The sequence below is a fragment of the Micromonospora coriariae genome (assembly GCF_900091455.1).
Lineage (GTDB): Bacteria > Actinomycetota > Actinomycetes > Mycobacteriales > Micromonosporaceae > Micromonospora > Micromonospora coriariae.
Genome location: NZ_LT607412.1, coordinates 3,099,683 through 3,115,177, shown reverse-complemented (window position 1 = coordinate 3,115,177; position 15,495 = coordinate 3,099,683). Strand labels below are relative to the sequence as shown.

Sequence of the window (15,495 nt, the reverse complement as noted above, 5' to 3'; positions counted from 1 at the left end):
TCCCGAGCACGGGAAACGTCAACAACCCGACGCCACCACGGCCTCCCCGGGACGCGCGGTGCGTCGATTGATGCATGGCCGTGCCCGACTGACCGGAATGCGTAGGCCGTGTGCCACTTCCGGCGCACCCCTGCCTTGGCAGCGCGGGGAAACCCGTTTACGGTGCAGTGACACGGACGACAGGCCGGCCGCCCCGCGATCGGCCCGCCGTCCGTTGACCGGCACGGACACGTGCCGGTCGCTCCTTCACTCGGATCGTCCGGCACGTTCCTGCCGGTGAAAGGAAACGCTTCACCATGGCTACGGTCACCTATTCCAAGGCGTCCCGGATCTACCCGGGCACCGAGCGTCCCGCCGTCAACGAGCTGGACCTCGAGATCGGCGACGGCGAGTTCCTCGTCCTGGTCGGCCCCTCCGGTTGTGGCAAGTCCACCAGCCTGCGGATGCTCGCCGGGCTGGAGGACGTCGACGCCGGCTCGATCTACATCGACCAGCGTGACGTCACCCACCTCCCCCCCAAGGCCCGCGACATCGCGATGGTCTTCCAGAACTACGCCCTCTACCCGCACATGACGGTGTACGAGAACATGGCGTTCGCCCTCAAGCTGCGCAAGACCTCCAAGTCGGAGATCGACCGGCGGGTGAAGGAGGCGGCCGGGCTGCTCCAGCTGGAGGAGTACCTCAGCCGCAAGCCGAAGGCGCTCTCCGGTGGTCAGCGTCAGCGCGTCGCGATGGGCCGGGCGATCGTCCGCGAGCCGCAGGTCTTCCTGATGGACGAGCCGCTGTCGAACCTCGACGCCAAGCTGCGCGTGCAGACCCGTACCCAGATCGCGTCGCTGCAGGCCAAGCTGGGCGTCACCACGGTCTACGTCACGCACGACCAGGTCGAGGCCATGACCATGGGTCACCGGGTCGCGGTGCTGCTCGATGGCGTACTCCAGCAGGTGGACACCCCGCGGGCGCTCTACGACACCCCGTCCAACGTCTTCGTCGCCGGCTTCATGGGCTCCCCCGCCATGAACATCAAGACCGTGCCGCTGAACGAGAACGGTGCCGAGTTCGCCGAGCTGCAGATCCCGCTGACCCGCGAGCAGGTCGAGGCGGCCCGCGCCGAGGGCGGCGACGGCAAGGTCACCGTGGGCTTCCGCCCGGAGGACTGCGACCTGGTCAGCCCGACCGAAGGCGGCATGCCGGTCGTCGTCGAGCTCGTCGAGGACCTCGGCTCGGACGCCAACGTCTACGGCCACGCCGCGCTGGGTGGCAACTCGGAGCGCTTCGTCGTCCGCACCGACCGGCGCACCATGCCGAACATGGGTGACACCGTGTTCGTCAAGCCGCGCACCGGCCGCAGCCACGTCTTCCACGCCGCCACCGGCACCCGGATCTGACGTAACGCCGTACCGACAGGGGCGGTCCGCTTCGGCGGGCCGCCCCTGTCGCATGTCCGGACCCAGCCGATCCCGAGGCCGGACACGACGAGGCCCCGTCCCCGGCAGATGCGGGGAACGGGGCCTCGATGACGCTCGTCTACTGCTCGGCGGCGCGCCGGCGGGCGACCTCGGCCAGGGTGACCGCGGCGGCCACGCTGGCGTTGAGCGACTCGACCTCGGAGATCATCGGGATGCTGACGGTCAGGTCGCAGGTCTCCCCGACCAGCCGGGACAGCCCGCGCCCCTCGGAGCCGACCACGACCACCAGCGGGCCGACGGCGGCCTCCAGGTCGTAGAGCTCGGTGTCACCGTCGGCGTCCAGGCCGATGACCATGAAGCCGGCGTCGCGGCACGCCTTCAACGATCGGGTCAGGTTGGTGACCTGTGCCACCGGCACCCGCGCGGCCGCGCCGGCACTGGTCCGCCAGGCGGTCGCCGTGATCCCGGCGGCACGCCGCTCGGGTACGAAGACACCCTGTGCGCCGAACGCGGCGGCCGAGCGGATCACCGCGCCCAGGTTGCGCGGGTCGGTGACACCGTCCAGCGCGACAAGCAGCGGGGCCTGTTGCTCCAGCGCCGCGGCGACCATGTCCTCGAACGGCTGGTACGCGAACGGCGGCACCTGCAAGCCGACGCCCTGGTGCAGCACCCCGCCGGTCATCCGGTCCAGCTCGGCCCGGCTGATCTCCAGGTTGGCGATGCCCCGGTCGGCGGCGGTCCGGATGATCTCGTTGATCCGGTCGTCCATGTCGATGCCCTGCGCGGTGTAGAGCGCCGTCGCCGGCACCTGGGCGCGCAGCGCCTCCAGCACCGGGTTGCGCCCGACCAGCAGCTCCGGGCTGTCCTTGGCCGGGTTGGACTTGCGACCCGGCGTGACCCGGGGGCCGGATCGACCGCCGGGCTTGCCGCCCCGGCCGCCGGTGCCGCCCCGGTTGACCGGAACGCCCCGGCCGCCACCCTTGCCCCAGGTGGTGTCCTTGGTGCCAGGCTGACCGATCTTGGGGGCACGCCCCTCCTCGGCCGCCGTGCGGCGCTCCTTGTCCTGCTTCCAGGCCGTGCGCTGGGGCAGCTTCTCGGTGCCCGAGTAGCCCTTGTGCCACGGCCGCTCGTCGGCGGGGAGGGTGCGCCCCCGCCCGGCCAGGGAGTCCTTGTTCTTGCCGCCGGTGCCCTTGGGGGCGCCCGCCTTCGGCGTCAGTCGCCGGCCACGGCGCTGCGAGTTGCCGGCCATCAGTCCTGCTCTCCAATAGTCCAACGGGGGCCCTGGGGGGTGTCCTCGACCACCACGCCGGCCAGCTTGAGCTGGTCGCGTACCGCGTCGGCGGCAGTCCAGTCCTTGCGGCCCCGGGCCTGTGCGCGCTGCTCCAGGGCCAACGCGATCAGGGAGTCCACCACGGCACGCAGGTCATCCGAGCGGCCGTCACCGGTCCAGGCCGGGTCGAGGGGGTCGATCCCGAGGATATCCAGCATTGCCCGCACCGCGGCCAGGGTGGTGCGGACGGTCACATCGTCGCCGGTGCTCAGCGCGGTGTTTCCGTCCCGGATCTGCTGTTGCAGCACGGCCAGCGCGGCGGAGGTGTTGAGGTCGTCGTCCATCGCCGCGACGAAGCCGCTCGGCAGCTCGCCGAACTGCCCGGCGCCGACCCGCTCGGCGGCCCGCTGCACGAAACCCTCGATCCGGCGGTACGCGGTGGCCGCGTCGCGCAGCGCGTCCTCCGAGTAGTCGATCACCGAGCGGTAGTGCGCGGCGGCGTAGTAGTAGCGCAGCTCGACCGGGCGCACCCCGAGCGACTCCACGTACGCCAAGCCGAGCGCGTTGCCGGCGGACTTGCCCATCTTGGCGCCGCCGATGCTGAGCAGCCCGTGGTGCACCCAGTGGCGGGCGAACGGCAGCCCGGCCGCCTGGGACTGGGCGAGCTCGTTCTCGTGGTGCGGGAAGGTGAGGTCGAGCCCGCCGCCGTGGATGTCGAACTCCGGGCCCAGGTAACGCCAGCACATCGCCGAGCACTCGATGTGCCAGCCCGGGCGACCCAGCCCCCACGGCGACGGCCAGTAGGCGTCCGCCGGCTCGTCGGGCTTGGCGCCCTTCCAGAGCGCGAAGTCGCGCGGGTCGCGCTTGCCCCGGTCGGGCGCGTCACCGGCCGACTGCATCGCGTCCGGGGACTGACCCGACAGCGACCCGTACGCCGGCCAGGAGGCCACATCGAAGTAGACGTCGCCGGAGCCGTCCGTGGCCGGGTAGGCGTGCCCGTCGGCGATCAACTTGGTGATCAGCTCGTGCATCTCGGGGATGTGCCCGGTGGCGCGCGGCTCATAGGTGGGCGCCAACACGTTCAACGCCCGGTACGACTCGGCGAGGATCAGCTCGTTGGCGTACGCGATGGACCAGAACGGCCGGCCCTGCTCCCCCGCCTTGACCAGGATCTTGTCGTCGATGTCGGTCAGGTTGCGGATGAAGGTGACCTGGTAACCGGCGGCCAGCAGCCAGCGGCGCAGCACGTCGTAGTTGACGCCGGAGCGAAGGTGACCGATGTGCGGGGGTGACTGAAGGGTGAGACCACACAGGTAGACCCCCACCTTGCCGGCTTCCCGCGGGACGAAGTCCCGCACCGATCGGGTGGCGGTGTCATACAGGCGTAGCGTCACCGTACAAGGGTAGCCGTCCCCGCCTGTCCGGGTCCGGCGGTGCCGGGTCGTACGCTGCCAGGCGTGGATGCGACCGCACGCCCCGGTGAGCCGCCGGCCAGCCCCAGCGCCCCCGCCGGCCGCGCCGACGCGGTCGTCGGCCGGACCGGGGAGACGGCACAGACCCTGGACCGGGGGTTACGGCTGCTGCACCTGGTCGCCGAGGCGCCGGGCGGGCTGACAGTCACCGAGGTGGCGAACCAGCTCGGCATCGGGCGAGCGGCCGTCTACCGGCTGCTCGGCCCGTTGACCGGGCACGGGATGCTGCGCCGCGCCGGCGACGGCCGCCTCCGCCTCGGCGCGGGAGTGCTGCACCTGGCCCGGCGCGCCCAACCGTTGCTGGCCGAGGGAGCGCTGCCCGCCCTGCGCCGGCTCGCCGAGCAGGCCGGCGCCACGGCGCACCTGACAGTGGTCGAGGGTGGCGAGGGCGTCGCCCTGGCCGTGGTCGAGCCGAGCTGGACGTCGTTCCACGTCGCGTACCGGACCGGGGCGCGACATCCGCTGGACCTGGGGGCGGCGGGCCGGGCCATCCTGGCCGGGCGGGCCGGGGCGGCGGGACCGGTGAGCAGCAGCGGCGAGTTGCAGTCCGGGGCGTACGGGGTGGCCGCGCCGGTGCTCGGCGTACCCGGACTGGAGGCGAGTGTCGGCGTGGTGGCGCTCGCCCCGCTGGACGTCGACACGGTCGGCACCCAGGTCCTCGCCGCCGCCCAGGCCGTCGCCACCGCCCTCCGCTGATTACCCCGCCCCGCACGGCCTGACCAACTCGGGATCGGCGATATTGCGGTATCCCCTTCGGCCGACACCCCCACATCGCCGGCACGGTGATGATCTCGTGTTATACCACGTCAAACTGGTGCCGGATGTTCGTCCACAGGGGCGTAGCACGAGAGCACCGACCGCTGTCCACAGGGGTGTCGGGTGCCCAGCCTGGGATCCGAAGCTGAGGGCATGCCACCTCACCCCCACCGGCCCCCCGCCCTCGCCTGGCAGGTCTTCCGCGGCTCCGACGTGATCCGGCAGGGCCTGGTGACCAGACATCAGCTACGCGGCGCATCCTGGGTCCGGCTCCGGCACGACGTGTACGCGGACGCCCGGCTCGATCGGGATCACAGGTTGGCCTGCCGAGCCGCGGCGTTGCGGCTGCCACCGGAGGCGATGATCGCCGGTCCGTCCTCGGCCTACCTGCACGGCATCGAACACGCCGCCGGCTTTGACGATGACGTGCACGTCCTTGTGCCGAGGAGCGCCCGGGTCGACTCGCAACGTGGCATCCGCGTGCACCTGGTTGGCGCCAGCGCACCCGCGTCCCCGGGCCTGACTGAGCCTCGGTTGCTGGCTGGTCCTCCTCCGCCCACCACCCCGACAAGTGACCCTTCCCCCAGAAGGAGGGACTCCACACTCCGCCGGACAGGCCCCGCCTCCGCCGCCTGGGAGGCGGCTGCCTGGTTGGAGCCGCTGCGAGCGGTCGCCATCGTCGATTCACTGCTCGCGAGTGGCATGACCAGCCGGACCGCGCTGGCCGCCGTCGCCAACGCCAACGCAGAGCGACCGGGTGGTCGGCGTGCGACCTGGGTGTTCGGTCTGGCCGATCCGGGCGCGCAGTCACCGCCCGAGTCGCAGCTACGGGTACGTCTGGTGCTGGGCGGGTTGCCCCGGCCGGTGGCTCAGCACCCGATCCCACTGCCCGGCGGGCTCGTGCTCCACAGCGATCTGGCCTGGCCTGAGTTCCGGGTGGCCGTGGAGTACGACGGCCGGTGGCACGCGGACCCCGAACAACTGCACCGCGACCGCCAACGGCTCAATCTGCTCGTCGGTGCGGGCTGGCTGGTGCTGCACGTGACCAGCCGACGGCTGCAGAACGATTTCCCGGCCGTGCTCAACGAGGTTCGGGCGGCTTTGATTTCCCGCGGCTGGCGCCGCGGATCATCTCGGAGCTGATCGATCTCAGATCGCCGACATGGGGGCATCAGGCGAGCCCGATACCGCCATTTCGGCGACCTGAAGTCGATCAAGTCCTGGGAATGACGTCGGGGCCCGGCCGACCAGGGTCGACCGGGCCCCGACGTGTTGCCCTACGGTCGGGCGTTCGGCTTGAGCGGGGTCTTCACCGCCGCGTAGGCGTCGACGATCCCGTACCCGTAGAAGCCGTTGAAGTTGACCCCACCGGCGCAGTAGGCGTCGTAGGTCTCGTCACGGCCCTCGTTGCGGTACTGCTGCAGCCGCGGCTCCGGGCAGGCGTGCTCGGCCGCCGTCCGGTAGAGGTGCTGCTCGACCAGGTCCGGCGACATGCCGAAGCCACCCCGGCGCTCCGGCTTGCCGTACCGGCTGACGATCAGCGCGGCGACGCCGGCGGCGTGCGGGGACGCCATCGAGGTGCCCTGGAGGTAGGTGTAGTAGCCGCACTCACCGTTGGCCTTGCACTGCTTGAAGACGAGCGTGGCCACGCGCGGGTCGATGTTGCCGTTGGCGTCCACCATCGGGTCCGGGATGGTGGCGGAGATCGGCTCCTCCTGGAGCACCTTCAGCGGGTAGGTGGAGAGGATCCGGTTACCCGGGCTGTTGTACGTCGGGGTTCCGAAGCCGTCCCGGGCCCAGCCACCGGGCGCGGCGACCGAGATCTGCTCGGTGCCGTAGTTGGAGAAGTCCGACTTCTTGCCGGACGGACCGACCGACGACACGCCGATCACGTGCGGGCCCTCGGTGGGCAGATCCCAGCAGCTCTCGTTGTCGATCGGGCGCGGGTACGGGTCGGCGCCGTAGTCCGGGCTGGTGACGTCGGTGCGCGGGGCGCCGAGGTCCTCGTTGTTGTTCCCGAGCGCGCCGACGAGGGTGACGCCCTTGTTGTGCGCGAACACCAGCGCCCGCTTCATCGCCTTGATGATGGCCCGCTGCTCAGCCTGGTCTTCTGGCGAGTCGGCGGGGTTGGCGGTGCAGTTGTAGAGCCACGGGTCGACGTAGAACGACATGTTGACCACGTCGATCCCCGACCGGCCGGCGTAGACCAGGGCGTTGACCACCGGGTTGAGGAAGAAGTAGCCGGAGTCCTGGCCACCCTTCAACTCGACCAGCGAGACGTTCGGGGCGACGCCGGAGACGCCGAAGCCGTTCGCCGCGGCGCCGATGGTGCCGGCGACGTGGGTGCCGTGCCCGCCGTCGTCGGTGCCGACCGGGTCGAGGCAGCTCGGCACCTCGCAGGCGCCGTCCACGTCGGTCATGTCCGGCGCGAAGTTGCGCGACAGTGCCCAGTTGAAGTTCGGCGCGATGTCCGGGTTGCTGGCGTCGACGCCGGTGTCCAGCACGCCGACGGTCACCCGACGGTCACCTGGCTCGATCTTGCGCGCCTTGTCGGCCCGGATCATCTCCAGGCCCCAGAGCTTCTCGTCGAGCGGGTCCAGCTTGGCGCCCTTCTTGGCAGCGGCACCGGCGGCGGAGGCGGCCGCCAGGCGGTTCTCCTGCTCGACCCGGTCCAGCTTCGGCTTGCGGCCGATGGCCTTCTGCTCGGCGGCACCGATCAGCGTCGGGGCAGCGGTCGCCCGTGCCGCGAAGTCGGCCCGGTCGCTGGTCACCTGGAACATGCCGACCTCGTCGGACCGGGACACCACAGTGCCACCGGCCGCTCGGATGGCGGCGACCGCGGTGTCGGCGGCGACACCGTCCTCGGCGACGACTGTGAAGGTTCGGGAGCTGGTCGGTGCGGCGCTGGCCGGCACCGCCATCCCCGAAGCCGTGAGTGCCAGCACCGCCGCGGTCGCGACGGCACCAGCGGTTAAGCGCTTGCTCACCACATCAGATCCTCTCGTTGAGGGACGTGGCAGCCATCACACAACACACACCGGGTTTGCGCCAGACGAGCGCCCCTTATAGCGGTGAATCTCTCCTTCATCCACCCGGGTCGACGCGTGACCCACCCAGGTCGGGACGCGCCCTGGGCAGGTAGGCCATAGTGGACACTCCGGCGTCACCGCCGACCGCAGGTCGAGCAGGGTCTCGTCGGCGTCGAACCCCACTGTGGTCAGCGCCGGGCCCACCGTCTACCGACGGTCGACCGCAAGCACGGGCTCGGGCGGGACAGGCGCGGGTTCCGCTGCCGGCCCGCGCAGCTCGTCGAGCCGCACCAGGGCCACCCCGGCGACGATCAGCCCGCCACCGAACAGCTGCCAGGCGGTGGGCAGCTCGTCCAGGAGGAGCCAGGCGATAAGCACCGCGAAGAGCACCTCGGTCAGCCCGACGAACGACGAGAGCCGGGGGCCGAGGATGCGGGTGCCGGCGATCCCGGCCAGGTACGCGATCACGGCGGCCACCAGGGAGAGCCCCGCGATGGGCAGCAGCCAGCTGGTGCGCTGCCCGGCGAAGGTGACCTCGCCGAACGTGGCACGCAGCGGTAGCAGACCGGTCAGCCCGACAAGGAGCAGCGCGGCGGCGCCGACCGCCATGCCACCGCTGGCCATGGCGACCGAGGGCAGCCGGGAATCGACCCGACCGGCGAGCACGAAGTAGCCGGCGAGGCCGAACGCGGCGCCCAGCCCCCAGAGCACGCCCACCGGGTGGAAGTTGGCGGTGCCGGCGAGGTCCAGCACGAACGCCAGCCCGGCCAGGGCGGCCACCGACCCGGCCACGGTGAGCCGGCGCGGCTGCTGCCCGTGCCGCAGCCACATCCAGCCCACGACGAGGATGATGCCCAGGTACTCCAGCAGCAGCGCGACGCCGACCGGCAGGTAGCGCACGGCGTTGAAGAAGCAGACCTGTGCCAACGCCACGCCGAGCAGCCCGAACATCCCGATCGCTGTGACGTTCCGGCGCAACACGTCCCACCTGCCCCGCAGCGACAGCAGCGCCGGGATCGCCAGCACCAGGGCGGCCACGCCGACCCGGGCGATCACCGCTGCCTCGGCCGACCAGCCGGCCTCGATGAGCGACCGCGCGAAGGTGCCCGAGGTGGCGAAGGTGACCGCGGAGAGCAGCGCCAACGCGGCGCCGACGGCGGGTCGTGGCTGCATCCTGCGCTCCTCGGATCAGCGGTGCTGTCATGAGCAAACTATCCTTGTGCCCATGACGCTAGGCGGCCCCTGTGACAGGAGTCAAGTTGCTGTTCGCTCATGACACCGAGTGTTCCCTGATCGCCACCGCCGCGCTGGTCAACACGGCGGGCCGAGACGGCGAGCTCCTGCCCGACATCGCCGCGCTGGACGCCTTCTTCGCCCGGTACTCCTACAGCGGACGGCACGAGCACACCGACGCGGAGCTACGCGCCGTCCGGCAGTTGCGACCCCAACTGCGCCGCATCTGGCACGCCGAACCGGCCGAGATCGTCGCCGTGGTCAACGGCCTGCTGCTGGAGCACCGGGCACTGCCGCAGCTGATCGAGCACGACGACGAGCCGTACCACCTGCACGCCGTGCCCCGCGACGCGCCGCTGGCCACCCGGATCGCGGTGGAGGCGGCGATGGCGATCGCCGACCTGGTCCGCGCCGGTGAGTTGGGTCGGCTGCGGATCTGCGAGTACCCCGACTGCGACAACGTCGTCGTGGACCTGTCCCGCAACCGGTCGCGGCGGTTCTGTGAGGCCGGCTGCGGCAACCGCGCCGCGGTGACCGCCTACCGCGCCCGCCGCGCCGCCGGCCGCTCCTGAACGGTGTCGGCCCACTCCCCGGCCCGCAGCTCGTACTCCACCTCGCCGTGCTCGGCGCCGGGAATCGGGTCGTCCCACCGCAGGTGGAAGGTGCGTAGGTAGCGCAACCCGGCCTTCGCCATCACCCGCCGGGACCGGTCGTTGACCGCCATCGTCTCGGCCCAGACCCGCCGCACGCCGACGGTGTCGAAGGCATACCGGACCAGCGCCCGGGAGCCCTCGGTGGCCAGGCCGCGCCCCCATGCCGAGCGACGCAACCGGTAGCCCAGCTCGGCCTCGGTGCCGTCCGCCGACGGATCGAGCGCGAACCAGCCCAGGAACCCGCCGGTCTCCCGGTCGAGCGCCGCCCAACGGCCCAACCCGGGATGCCGCTCGTACTGGGCCAGCAGCCTCGGCAACTGCTCGTCGCGGGCCGTGGCCAGCGGCGTGGCCACGCCACCGCTGAGGAACCGCATCACCTCGGGATCGCTGTCCAGCTCAACCAGCGCGTCCACGTCAGCCATGGTCAACCGCCGAAACCGCAACCGCTCGGTGTAGGGCAGGTCACTCATAACGGGATCGTCCCGCCGCTTCACACCACCGTCGAGCCGTTTACAGGCGCCGCCGGCACGCAAGATCCGCGCAACCTCGGGGAAGTTGCTGTGTCAGGGCGCGACGAGGCAGCAACTTCCGCGAAGTTGCGGGCGACAACGCCCGCGACCACCGCAGCGGGCAAGGCGGTCGCGTCAGCGCGGGCGAGCGACCACGAAGAGCCGCCAGGAGTACGCGTCGACAACCAGCACGGGCCCGTCCAAGTCCTTGCTGTCTCGCACCCCGACCACGAGTTGGCGTCCTGGTTGCTGCGGCTGCTGCGGTGGGCGCTTGCTGGCCCAGCTCGACGGCGCTGACCATCGACGCCGAGTAGTTGACGGCCTTGGCCAACTCGTCCTGACTTCAGCCCCGCCGCGTCCGGCGCCGCACGGGACCGTCCGCTCCCCGTCCACGACCCAGACCCCGTCCATGCCGGCCACCTCGACCGACCGCGCAAGATCATGCTCGATCGTGGAAACAGTGGGGTCCTGACGTGCGGAAGCCACTACATCCAGGATCGAGCGCGATCTGCCGTTGCGCCCGCTCTGGCTGTGCCGGGTCTGCGCCGCGCCCTGGCCCTGCCCGATCGCGCGGCTTGCTGAGTCGGGAAGGCCGGATGTCAGGGGTGGGTCATCCGGAGCAGGTCGAGCACCTCGTCGAGCTGGGTCTCAGTGAGCTTGCCGGAGTCCACGTGCCCCCGGGAGATCACCACCTCGCGGATCGAGGTCTGCCTGGCCAGCGCCTCCTTGGCGATCGACGCGGCCTCGTCGTACCCGAGGTAGCGGTTGAGCGGGGTGACGATCGACGGCGAGCCCTCGGCGTACGCCAGGCAGACCTCGGCGTCCGCGACCAGGCCGGCCACCAGGCGGTCGGCGAACAGTCGGCTCGCCGCGGCCAGCAGCCGGATCGACTCCAGCAGGTTGCGGCCCATCACCGGGAGCATCACGTTCAGCTCGAAGTCGCCCTGCGAGCCGGCGAATCCGACCGTCGCGTCGTTGCCGACGACCTGGGCGCAGACCTGCCGCATGGCCTCGGCCACCACCGGGTTGACCTTGCCCGGCATGATCGACGAGCCGGGCTGGAGGTCGGGGATGCGCAGCTCGCGGAGGCCGGCACGGGGGCCAGAGCCCATCCAGCGGATGTCGTTGGCGATCTTGTAGAGGCCGATGGCCACGGTACGCAGCTGCCCCGAGGTCTCCACCAGCGCGTCCCGCGCGCCCTGCGCCTCGAAGTGGTTGCGGGCCTCGGACAACGGCAACCCGGTCGACTCGCGCAGCTTGTCGATCACCGCGGCGGCGAAGCCGAGCGGGGTGTTGATCCCGGTGCCGACGGCGGTGCCACCCAACGGCAGCTCGGCCAGTCGGGGCAGCGAGCCCTCCAATCGCTCGATGCCGTAGCGGACCTGCGCGGCGTACCCGCCGAACTCCTGGCCCAGCGTGACCGGGGTGGCGTCCATCAGGTGCGTACGCCCGGCCTTGACCACCGTCTCGAACTCGGCGGCCTTGGCCTCCAACGCCGAGGCCAGGTGGGCCAGCGACGGCAGCAGATCCTCGACGATGAACTGGGTGGCAGCCAGGTGGATCGAGGACGGGAATACGTCGTTGCTCGACTGGGAGGCGTTGACGTGGTCGTTCGGGTGCACCGGCGACCCCAGCTCCCGGCTGGCCAGGGTGGCGATCACCTCGTTGGTGTTCATGTTCGACGACGTGCCGGAGCCGGTCTGGAACACGTCCACCGGGAACTGGTCGTCGTACCCGCCGGCGGCCACGTGCGCGGCGGCGGCGCCGATCGCCGCGGCCACGTTCGCGTCGATCACCCCCAGCTCACCGTTGACCGCGGCGGCCGCACCCTTGATCTGGGCCAGCGCCTTGATCTGGGCCGGCTCGATGCCCCGGCCGGAGATCGGGAAGTTCTGCACCGCACGCTGCGTCTGGGCCCGCCACAACGCTTCGGCGGGCACCTCCACCTCGCCCATCGAGTCGCGTTCGATCCGGTAACCCGTCGCCTCTGGAGTCGTCACGCGTACCATCCTGCCGCGCCCGTCGCCGACTCGCAGATGAACCCTCAGCCCAACTCGGCCAGCAGCCGCTCCACCCGGTGCTGGTCCGGTGACTCAATCTGTCGGAACAGGGGCAGGGCCCGGATCAGATGTGCGCGGGCCGCTGCCGGGTCGGTGTCCCGCAGGCAGCGGGCGATGCCCTCCAACGCGCGGGCCTGCTCGTACCGGACGCCCAACCGGGTCGCGTCGGCGAGGACCCGACGGTGCAGGTCGAGCGCGCTGGCGACGTCCCCCTGGTCCTGGATCGCCCGGGCCATCAGGTTGCGCGAGGCGCACTGCCCCACCCGATCGCCCACCTCCATCATCGCCACCAGCGCGTCCCGGTGCAGGGCGGTGGCGCGTTCCGGCCGCCCGGCGACGCGCTCCATCACACCGATCTCGTTGAGCACCTCGCCCTCGCCGAATCGGTTACCCAATTGGCGCTTGAGGTGCAACGCCACCCGCAGGATCCGACGGGCCGGGCCCAGATCACCCAGCCGGTGCCGGATCATGCCGAGGTGCCCGAGCGCGTTCGCGGTCTGCCGCATGTCCTTCGTCTGACGAGCCAGCATCAGGTGCTGCCGGGCAGTGCGCAGCGCCTCGTCGTACCGGCCCCAGCCGATCAGCGCGAAGCACAGGTTGTTCTGCAGGTTGGTCAGTTCGTGTGCGTCACCCAGCCCGGTGACCATGCTCAGAGCCTCGTCGAACCTCGCCTTGCCCTGCCGGAAGTCACCGTTCGAGGCGTACGAGATTCCGAGGTTCCACAGCGTGCTGAGCACATCGCCCCGCAGCCCGAGCCGGCGGCGCAGGTCGAGCGCCACCTCCATCGACGTGATCGCCTCCGGGAAACGGGCCAGCCGGAAGTACGCCGAGGAGAGGTAGTTGAGCATCACGGCGACTGCCGCCTCGTCTCCGAGCCGCTCGGCGACCCGGAGCCCGATCGTGTGGGTCTCGATCAGCTCGCCGAGGTGCCCGCCGTCGAAGTTGAACCGCCAGCAGGCCCGGGCCAGCTGCCAGCACTGGGTCGGAAAGTCCTCCTCCTCGGCCACCCGGACCAGGGCGGTGAGCGCTGCCAGGTTCTCCTCGAACCACACCGGCCCCTGGGATGCCGGGGCGGCCACCAGATCGGGCCGGCTGGGCGTGCCGACCGGAATGGTGCGGCGACTGCCCGCCGCCTCGATCGACCGGGCGATCGCCACCGCGACGGACAGGTGATGGTCCAGCAACCGCTCCAGGGCGGCCCGACGTTCGTTCCGCCGCTCCCCGGCGTCGAGCAGCAACCGGGCGTACTCCCGGAGCAGATCGTGCAACCGGTACCGGCCCGGCTGCACCTCCTCCGCCAGGTGCGCGTCGACCAACTCGTCCAGCAGCCTCTGCGTTTCGGTCCGGGGCAGCTCCGCCAGCGCGGCGGCCACTTCGCTGTCCAGCCGTCCGCCGGGGTGGAGACCGAGCAGCCGGAACAGCCGTTGCGCCGGCGGAGAGACCTGCGCGTACGACAGTGCGAACGCCTGCCCGACCGAGCGCTGCCCGGCGGCCAGCTCGGTCAGCGGGCCCGCCCCGGTGACCAGGCGCTCGGCGAGGTCGGCGACGCGCCAGTGCGGTCGGTGCGCCAGGCGGGCACCGGCCAACCGGATGGCGAGTGGCAGGTGGCCGCAGCGACGCGCCACCTCGGCGGCCGCCTCCGGTTCGGCGGCGACACGTTCCGCGCCGGCCACCCGACCGAGCAGCTCTACGGCCTCGTCGGCGTCGAGCACCGGCAGTGACGACGGTCGTCCCTCGTCCACGCCGAGCAGCCGGCGGCGGCTGGTGATCAGGACCAGGCAGTGTGAGCCGTTGGGCAGCAGCGGTGCCACCTGGTCGACGCTGGCCGCGTTGTCCAGCACCACCACGGCCCGCCGGCCGGCCAGTTCGGTCCGCCACAGCGCCAGCCGGTCGTCCGGGTCCACCGGCATCCGCTCCGCCGGCACGCCAAGCTGGCGCAGCAGGGCGGCCATGGCCGTGGCCGGCGTCAGCGGGCTGCGCTCGCTGTGCCCGTGCAGGTCGACGAAGAGCTGGGCATCCGGGTAGCGGTCGGCGAGCGCGGTGGCCACGTGCACGGCGAGGGTGGTCTTGCCGCTGCCGGCCATCCCGTCGATGAGCTGGATCCGGCTGCCGTCCTCCTCGATCTCCTTGACCAGGCGGGCCATCGTCTCCTGCCGGCCGGTGAAGTCACCGATCGCCCGGGGTAGCGCCCGAACCGGGGTGACCAGCCTGGTCTCCCGGCCGGCCAGGGCCAGGTCGCCGGCGAGCACCCGCTGGTGCAGTTCCTGCAACTCGGCGCCCGGTTCGATGCCCAGCTCGTCGGCGTAGATCCGCCGGCCCTCCCGGTAGACCGCTAGCGCGTCGGCCTGCCGGCCGACCGAGGAGAGGGCGAGCATCAGTTGGCCGCGCAGGCGTTCCCGCAGCGGGTGCTGGTCGACGCTCTCGGTCAGCTCCTCCAGCAGCTCGGCGGCCTGGCCGAGGCGCAACTCGACGTCGACGCACTCCTCCAGCGCGGTGAGGCGCTGCTCGTCGAGCGCCTGGGCGCGGCGGCGGACGCTGCGGCTGGTGATGCCTCCGAGGGCCGGCCCGCGCCAGAGCACCAGGGCCGCGCGGAACCATTCCCGCGCGTCGACCAACCGGCCGGCCGAGACAGCGGCCCGGGCAGTCTCCACACTGCGGGCGAAGACCTCGGCGTCCAGGTCAGCCGGCGCGGTACGCACGCCGTACCCCGCCGGGTCGGTGACGATGGTCTCCGGCGCCAGCCCGAGCTCGGCGAACCGACGCCGCAACCGCGACACGCAGGTCTGCAACTGTGCGCGGGCGGTGGCCGGCGGGCGTTCCTCCCACACGGCGTCGACCAACTCCTCGACCGGCACCAGCCGGCCGGACCGAAGCAGCAGCATGGCAAGCACGATCCGGTCGCGACCGGCGGTGACGGTGGACTCGCCACCGCCGACCCGCAGAGGCCCCAGGATCCCGAACCGCATCTGCTCCCCCCGCGTCGATTGTGCAACTTCCAGCAGGGTAGCCCTACGGTCACGGATCGCCTCGATCCGGCGATAGTGATCTGAGAGCGGATCGACAGCGACGCGCCGGAGACTCGCTCCGGGTTGTCGGTGACGGCA

At 71.6% G+C, this 15,495-nt stretch carries 12 protein-coding genes and 1 pseudogene; 4 read left to right on the top strand and 9 right to left on the bottom strand.

Annotated features, from left to right (window positions below):
* Positions 1-296: 296 nt before the first annotated feature.
* On the top strand, positions 297-1,388 hold the full coding sequence (locus GA0070607_RS14590; protein ID WP_089018698.1) for an ABC transporter ATP-binding protein: 1,092 nt from the start codon (positions 297-299) through the stop codon (positions 1,386-1,388).
* A 139-nt stretch (positions 1,389-1,527) separates the two neighbouring features.
* On the opposite strand, the gene rlmB is transcribed toward GA0070607_RS14590, so the two are convergent.
* Complete coding sequence (rlmB, locus tag GA0070607_RS14585; protein WP_089018697.1) at positions 1,528-2,658, bottom strand: 23S rRNA (guanosine(2251)-2'-O)-methyltransferase RlmB; 1,131 nt, start codon at positions 2,656-2,658, stop codon at positions 1,528-1,530.
* Complete coding sequence (cysS, locus tag GA0070607_RS14580) at positions 2,658-4,073, bottom strand: cysteine--tRNA ligase (protein ID WP_089018696.1); 1,416 nt, start codon at positions 4,071-4,073, stop codon at positions 2,658-2,660. The genes rlmB and cysS overlap by 1 nt, the downstream gene beginning before the upstream one ends.
* Before the next feature lie 63 nt (positions 4,074-4,136).
* On the opposite strand from cysS, the gene GA0070607_RS14575 reads away from it, so the two are divergent.
* Both GA0070607_RS14575 and GA0070607_RS14570 read left to right on the top strand, forming a co-directional pair.
* A complete protein-coding gene (locus GA0070607_RS14575) occupies positions 4,137-4,847 on the top strand; it encodes an IclR family transcriptional regulator (RefSeq protein WP_089018695.1) in 711 nt (236 codons plus the stop codon).
* Between the two features lie 213 nt (positions 4,848-5,060).
* A complete protein-coding gene (locus tag GA0070607_RS14570) occupies positions 5,061-6,050 on the top strand; it encodes a DUF559 domain-containing protein (RefSeq protein WP_089018694.1) in 990 nt (329 codons plus the stop codon).
* Positions 6,051-6,184: 134 nt separating this feature from the next.
* On the opposite strand, the gene GA0070607_RS14565 is transcribed toward GA0070607_RS14570, so the two are convergent.
* Together GA0070607_RS14565 and GA0070607_RS14560 are read right to left on the bottom strand one after the other, a co-directional pair.
* On the bottom strand, positions 6,185-7,894 hold the full coding sequence (locus GA0070607_RS14565; RefSeq protein WP_089021856.1) for a S8 family serine peptidase: 1,710 nt from the start codon (positions 7,892-7,894) through the stop codon (positions 6,185-6,187).
* A 249-nt stretch (positions 7,895-8,143) separates the two neighbouring features.
* Positions 8,144-9,109 carry an EamA family transporter gene (locus tag GA0070607_RS14560; RefSeq protein ID WP_089018693.1) on the bottom strand — a complete coding sequence of 322 codons (966 nt, stop codon included), beginning with the start codon at positions 9,107-9,109 and terminating at the stop codon, positions 8,144-8,146.
* Positions 9,110-9,195: 86 nt separating this feature from the next.
* On the opposite strand from GA0070607_RS14560, the gene GA0070607_RS14555 reads away from it, so the two are divergent.
* Positions 9,196-9,741, top strand: a complete 546-nt coding sequence (locus GA0070607_RS14555) for a CGNR zinc finger domain-containing protein (RefSeq protein WP_089018692.1) — start codon at positions 9,196-9,198, stop codon at positions 9,739-9,741.
* On the opposite strand, the gene GA0070607_RS14550 is transcribed toward GA0070607_RS14555, so the two are convergent.
* The 5 genes and pseudogenes from GA0070607_RS14550 to GA0070607_RS14535 all read right to left on the bottom strand — a co-directional run bounded on the left by GA0070607_RS14550 (position 9,708) and on the right by GA0070607_RS14535 (position 15,357).
* On the bottom strand, positions 9,708-10,292 hold the full coding sequence (locus tag GA0070607_RS14550) for a GNAT family N-acetyltransferase (protein ID WP_089018691.1): 585 nt from the start codon (positions 10,290-10,292) through the stop codon (positions 9,708-9,710). The genes GA0070607_RS14555 and GA0070607_RS14550 overlap by 34 nt on opposite strands.
* A gap of 174 nt (positions 10,293-10,466) precedes the next feature.
* A complete protein-coding gene (locus tag GA0070607_RS14545; RefSeq protein ID WP_089018690.1) occupies positions 10,467-10,562 on the bottom strand; it encodes a DUF397 domain-containing protein in 96 nt (31 codons plus the stop codon).
* 28 nt (positions 10,563-10,590) lie between these two features.
* Positions 10,591-10,731: pseudogene (locus GA0070607_RS33385) on the bottom strand (helix-turn-helix domain-containing protein); the annotation flags it as partial.
* 199 nt (positions 10,732-10,930) lie between these two features.
* Positions 10,931-12,340 (bottom strand): class II fumarate hydratase, encoded by a 1,410-nt coding sequence (locus tag GA0070607_RS14540; RefSeq protein WP_172899034.1) that lies wholly within the window; start codon positions 12,338-12,340, stop codon positions 10,931-10,933.
* 35 nt (positions 12,341-12,375) lie between these two features.
* Positions 12,376-15,357 carry an AfsR/SARP family transcriptional regulator gene (locus GA0070607_RS14535; protein WP_089018688.1) on the bottom strand — a complete coding sequence of 994 codons (2,982 nt, stop codon included), beginning with the start codon at positions 15,355-15,357 and terminating at the stop codon, positions 12,376-12,378.
* Positions 15,358-15,495 lie beyond the last annotated feature (138 nt).

Excerpts from the sequence above, each read along its gene's own strand:
- GA0070607_RS14535 (WP_089018688.1), bottom strand. The coding sequence starts at position 15,357 with ATGCGGTTCGGGATCCTGGGGCCTCTGCGGGTCGGCGGTGGCGAGTCC.
- GA0070607_RS14590 (WP_089018698.1), top strand. The coding sequence starts at position 297 with ATGGCTACGGTCACCTATTCCAAGGCGTCCCGGATCTACCCGGGCACC.
- GA0070607_RS14540 (WP_172899034.1), bottom strand. The coding sequence starts at position 12,340 with ATGGTACGCGTGACGACTCCAGAGGCGACGGGTTACCGGATCGAACGC.
- GA0070607_RS14570 (WP_089018694.1), top strand. The coding sequence starts at position 5,061 with ATGCCACCTCACCCCCACCGGCCCCCCGCCCTCGCCTGGCAGGTCTTC.
- GA0070607_RS14560 (WP_089018693.1), bottom strand. The coding sequence starts at position 9,109 with ATGCAGCCACGACCCGCCGTCGGCGCCGCGTTGGCGCTGCTCTCCGCG.
- rlmB (WP_089018697.1), bottom strand. The coding sequence starts at position 2,658 with ATGGCCGGCAACTCGCAGCGCCGTGGCCGGCGACTGACGCCGAAGGCG.
- GA0070607_RS14550 (WP_089018691.1), bottom strand. The coding sequence starts at position 10,292 with ATGAGTGACCTGCCCTACACCGAGCGGTTGCGGTTTCGGCGGTTGACC.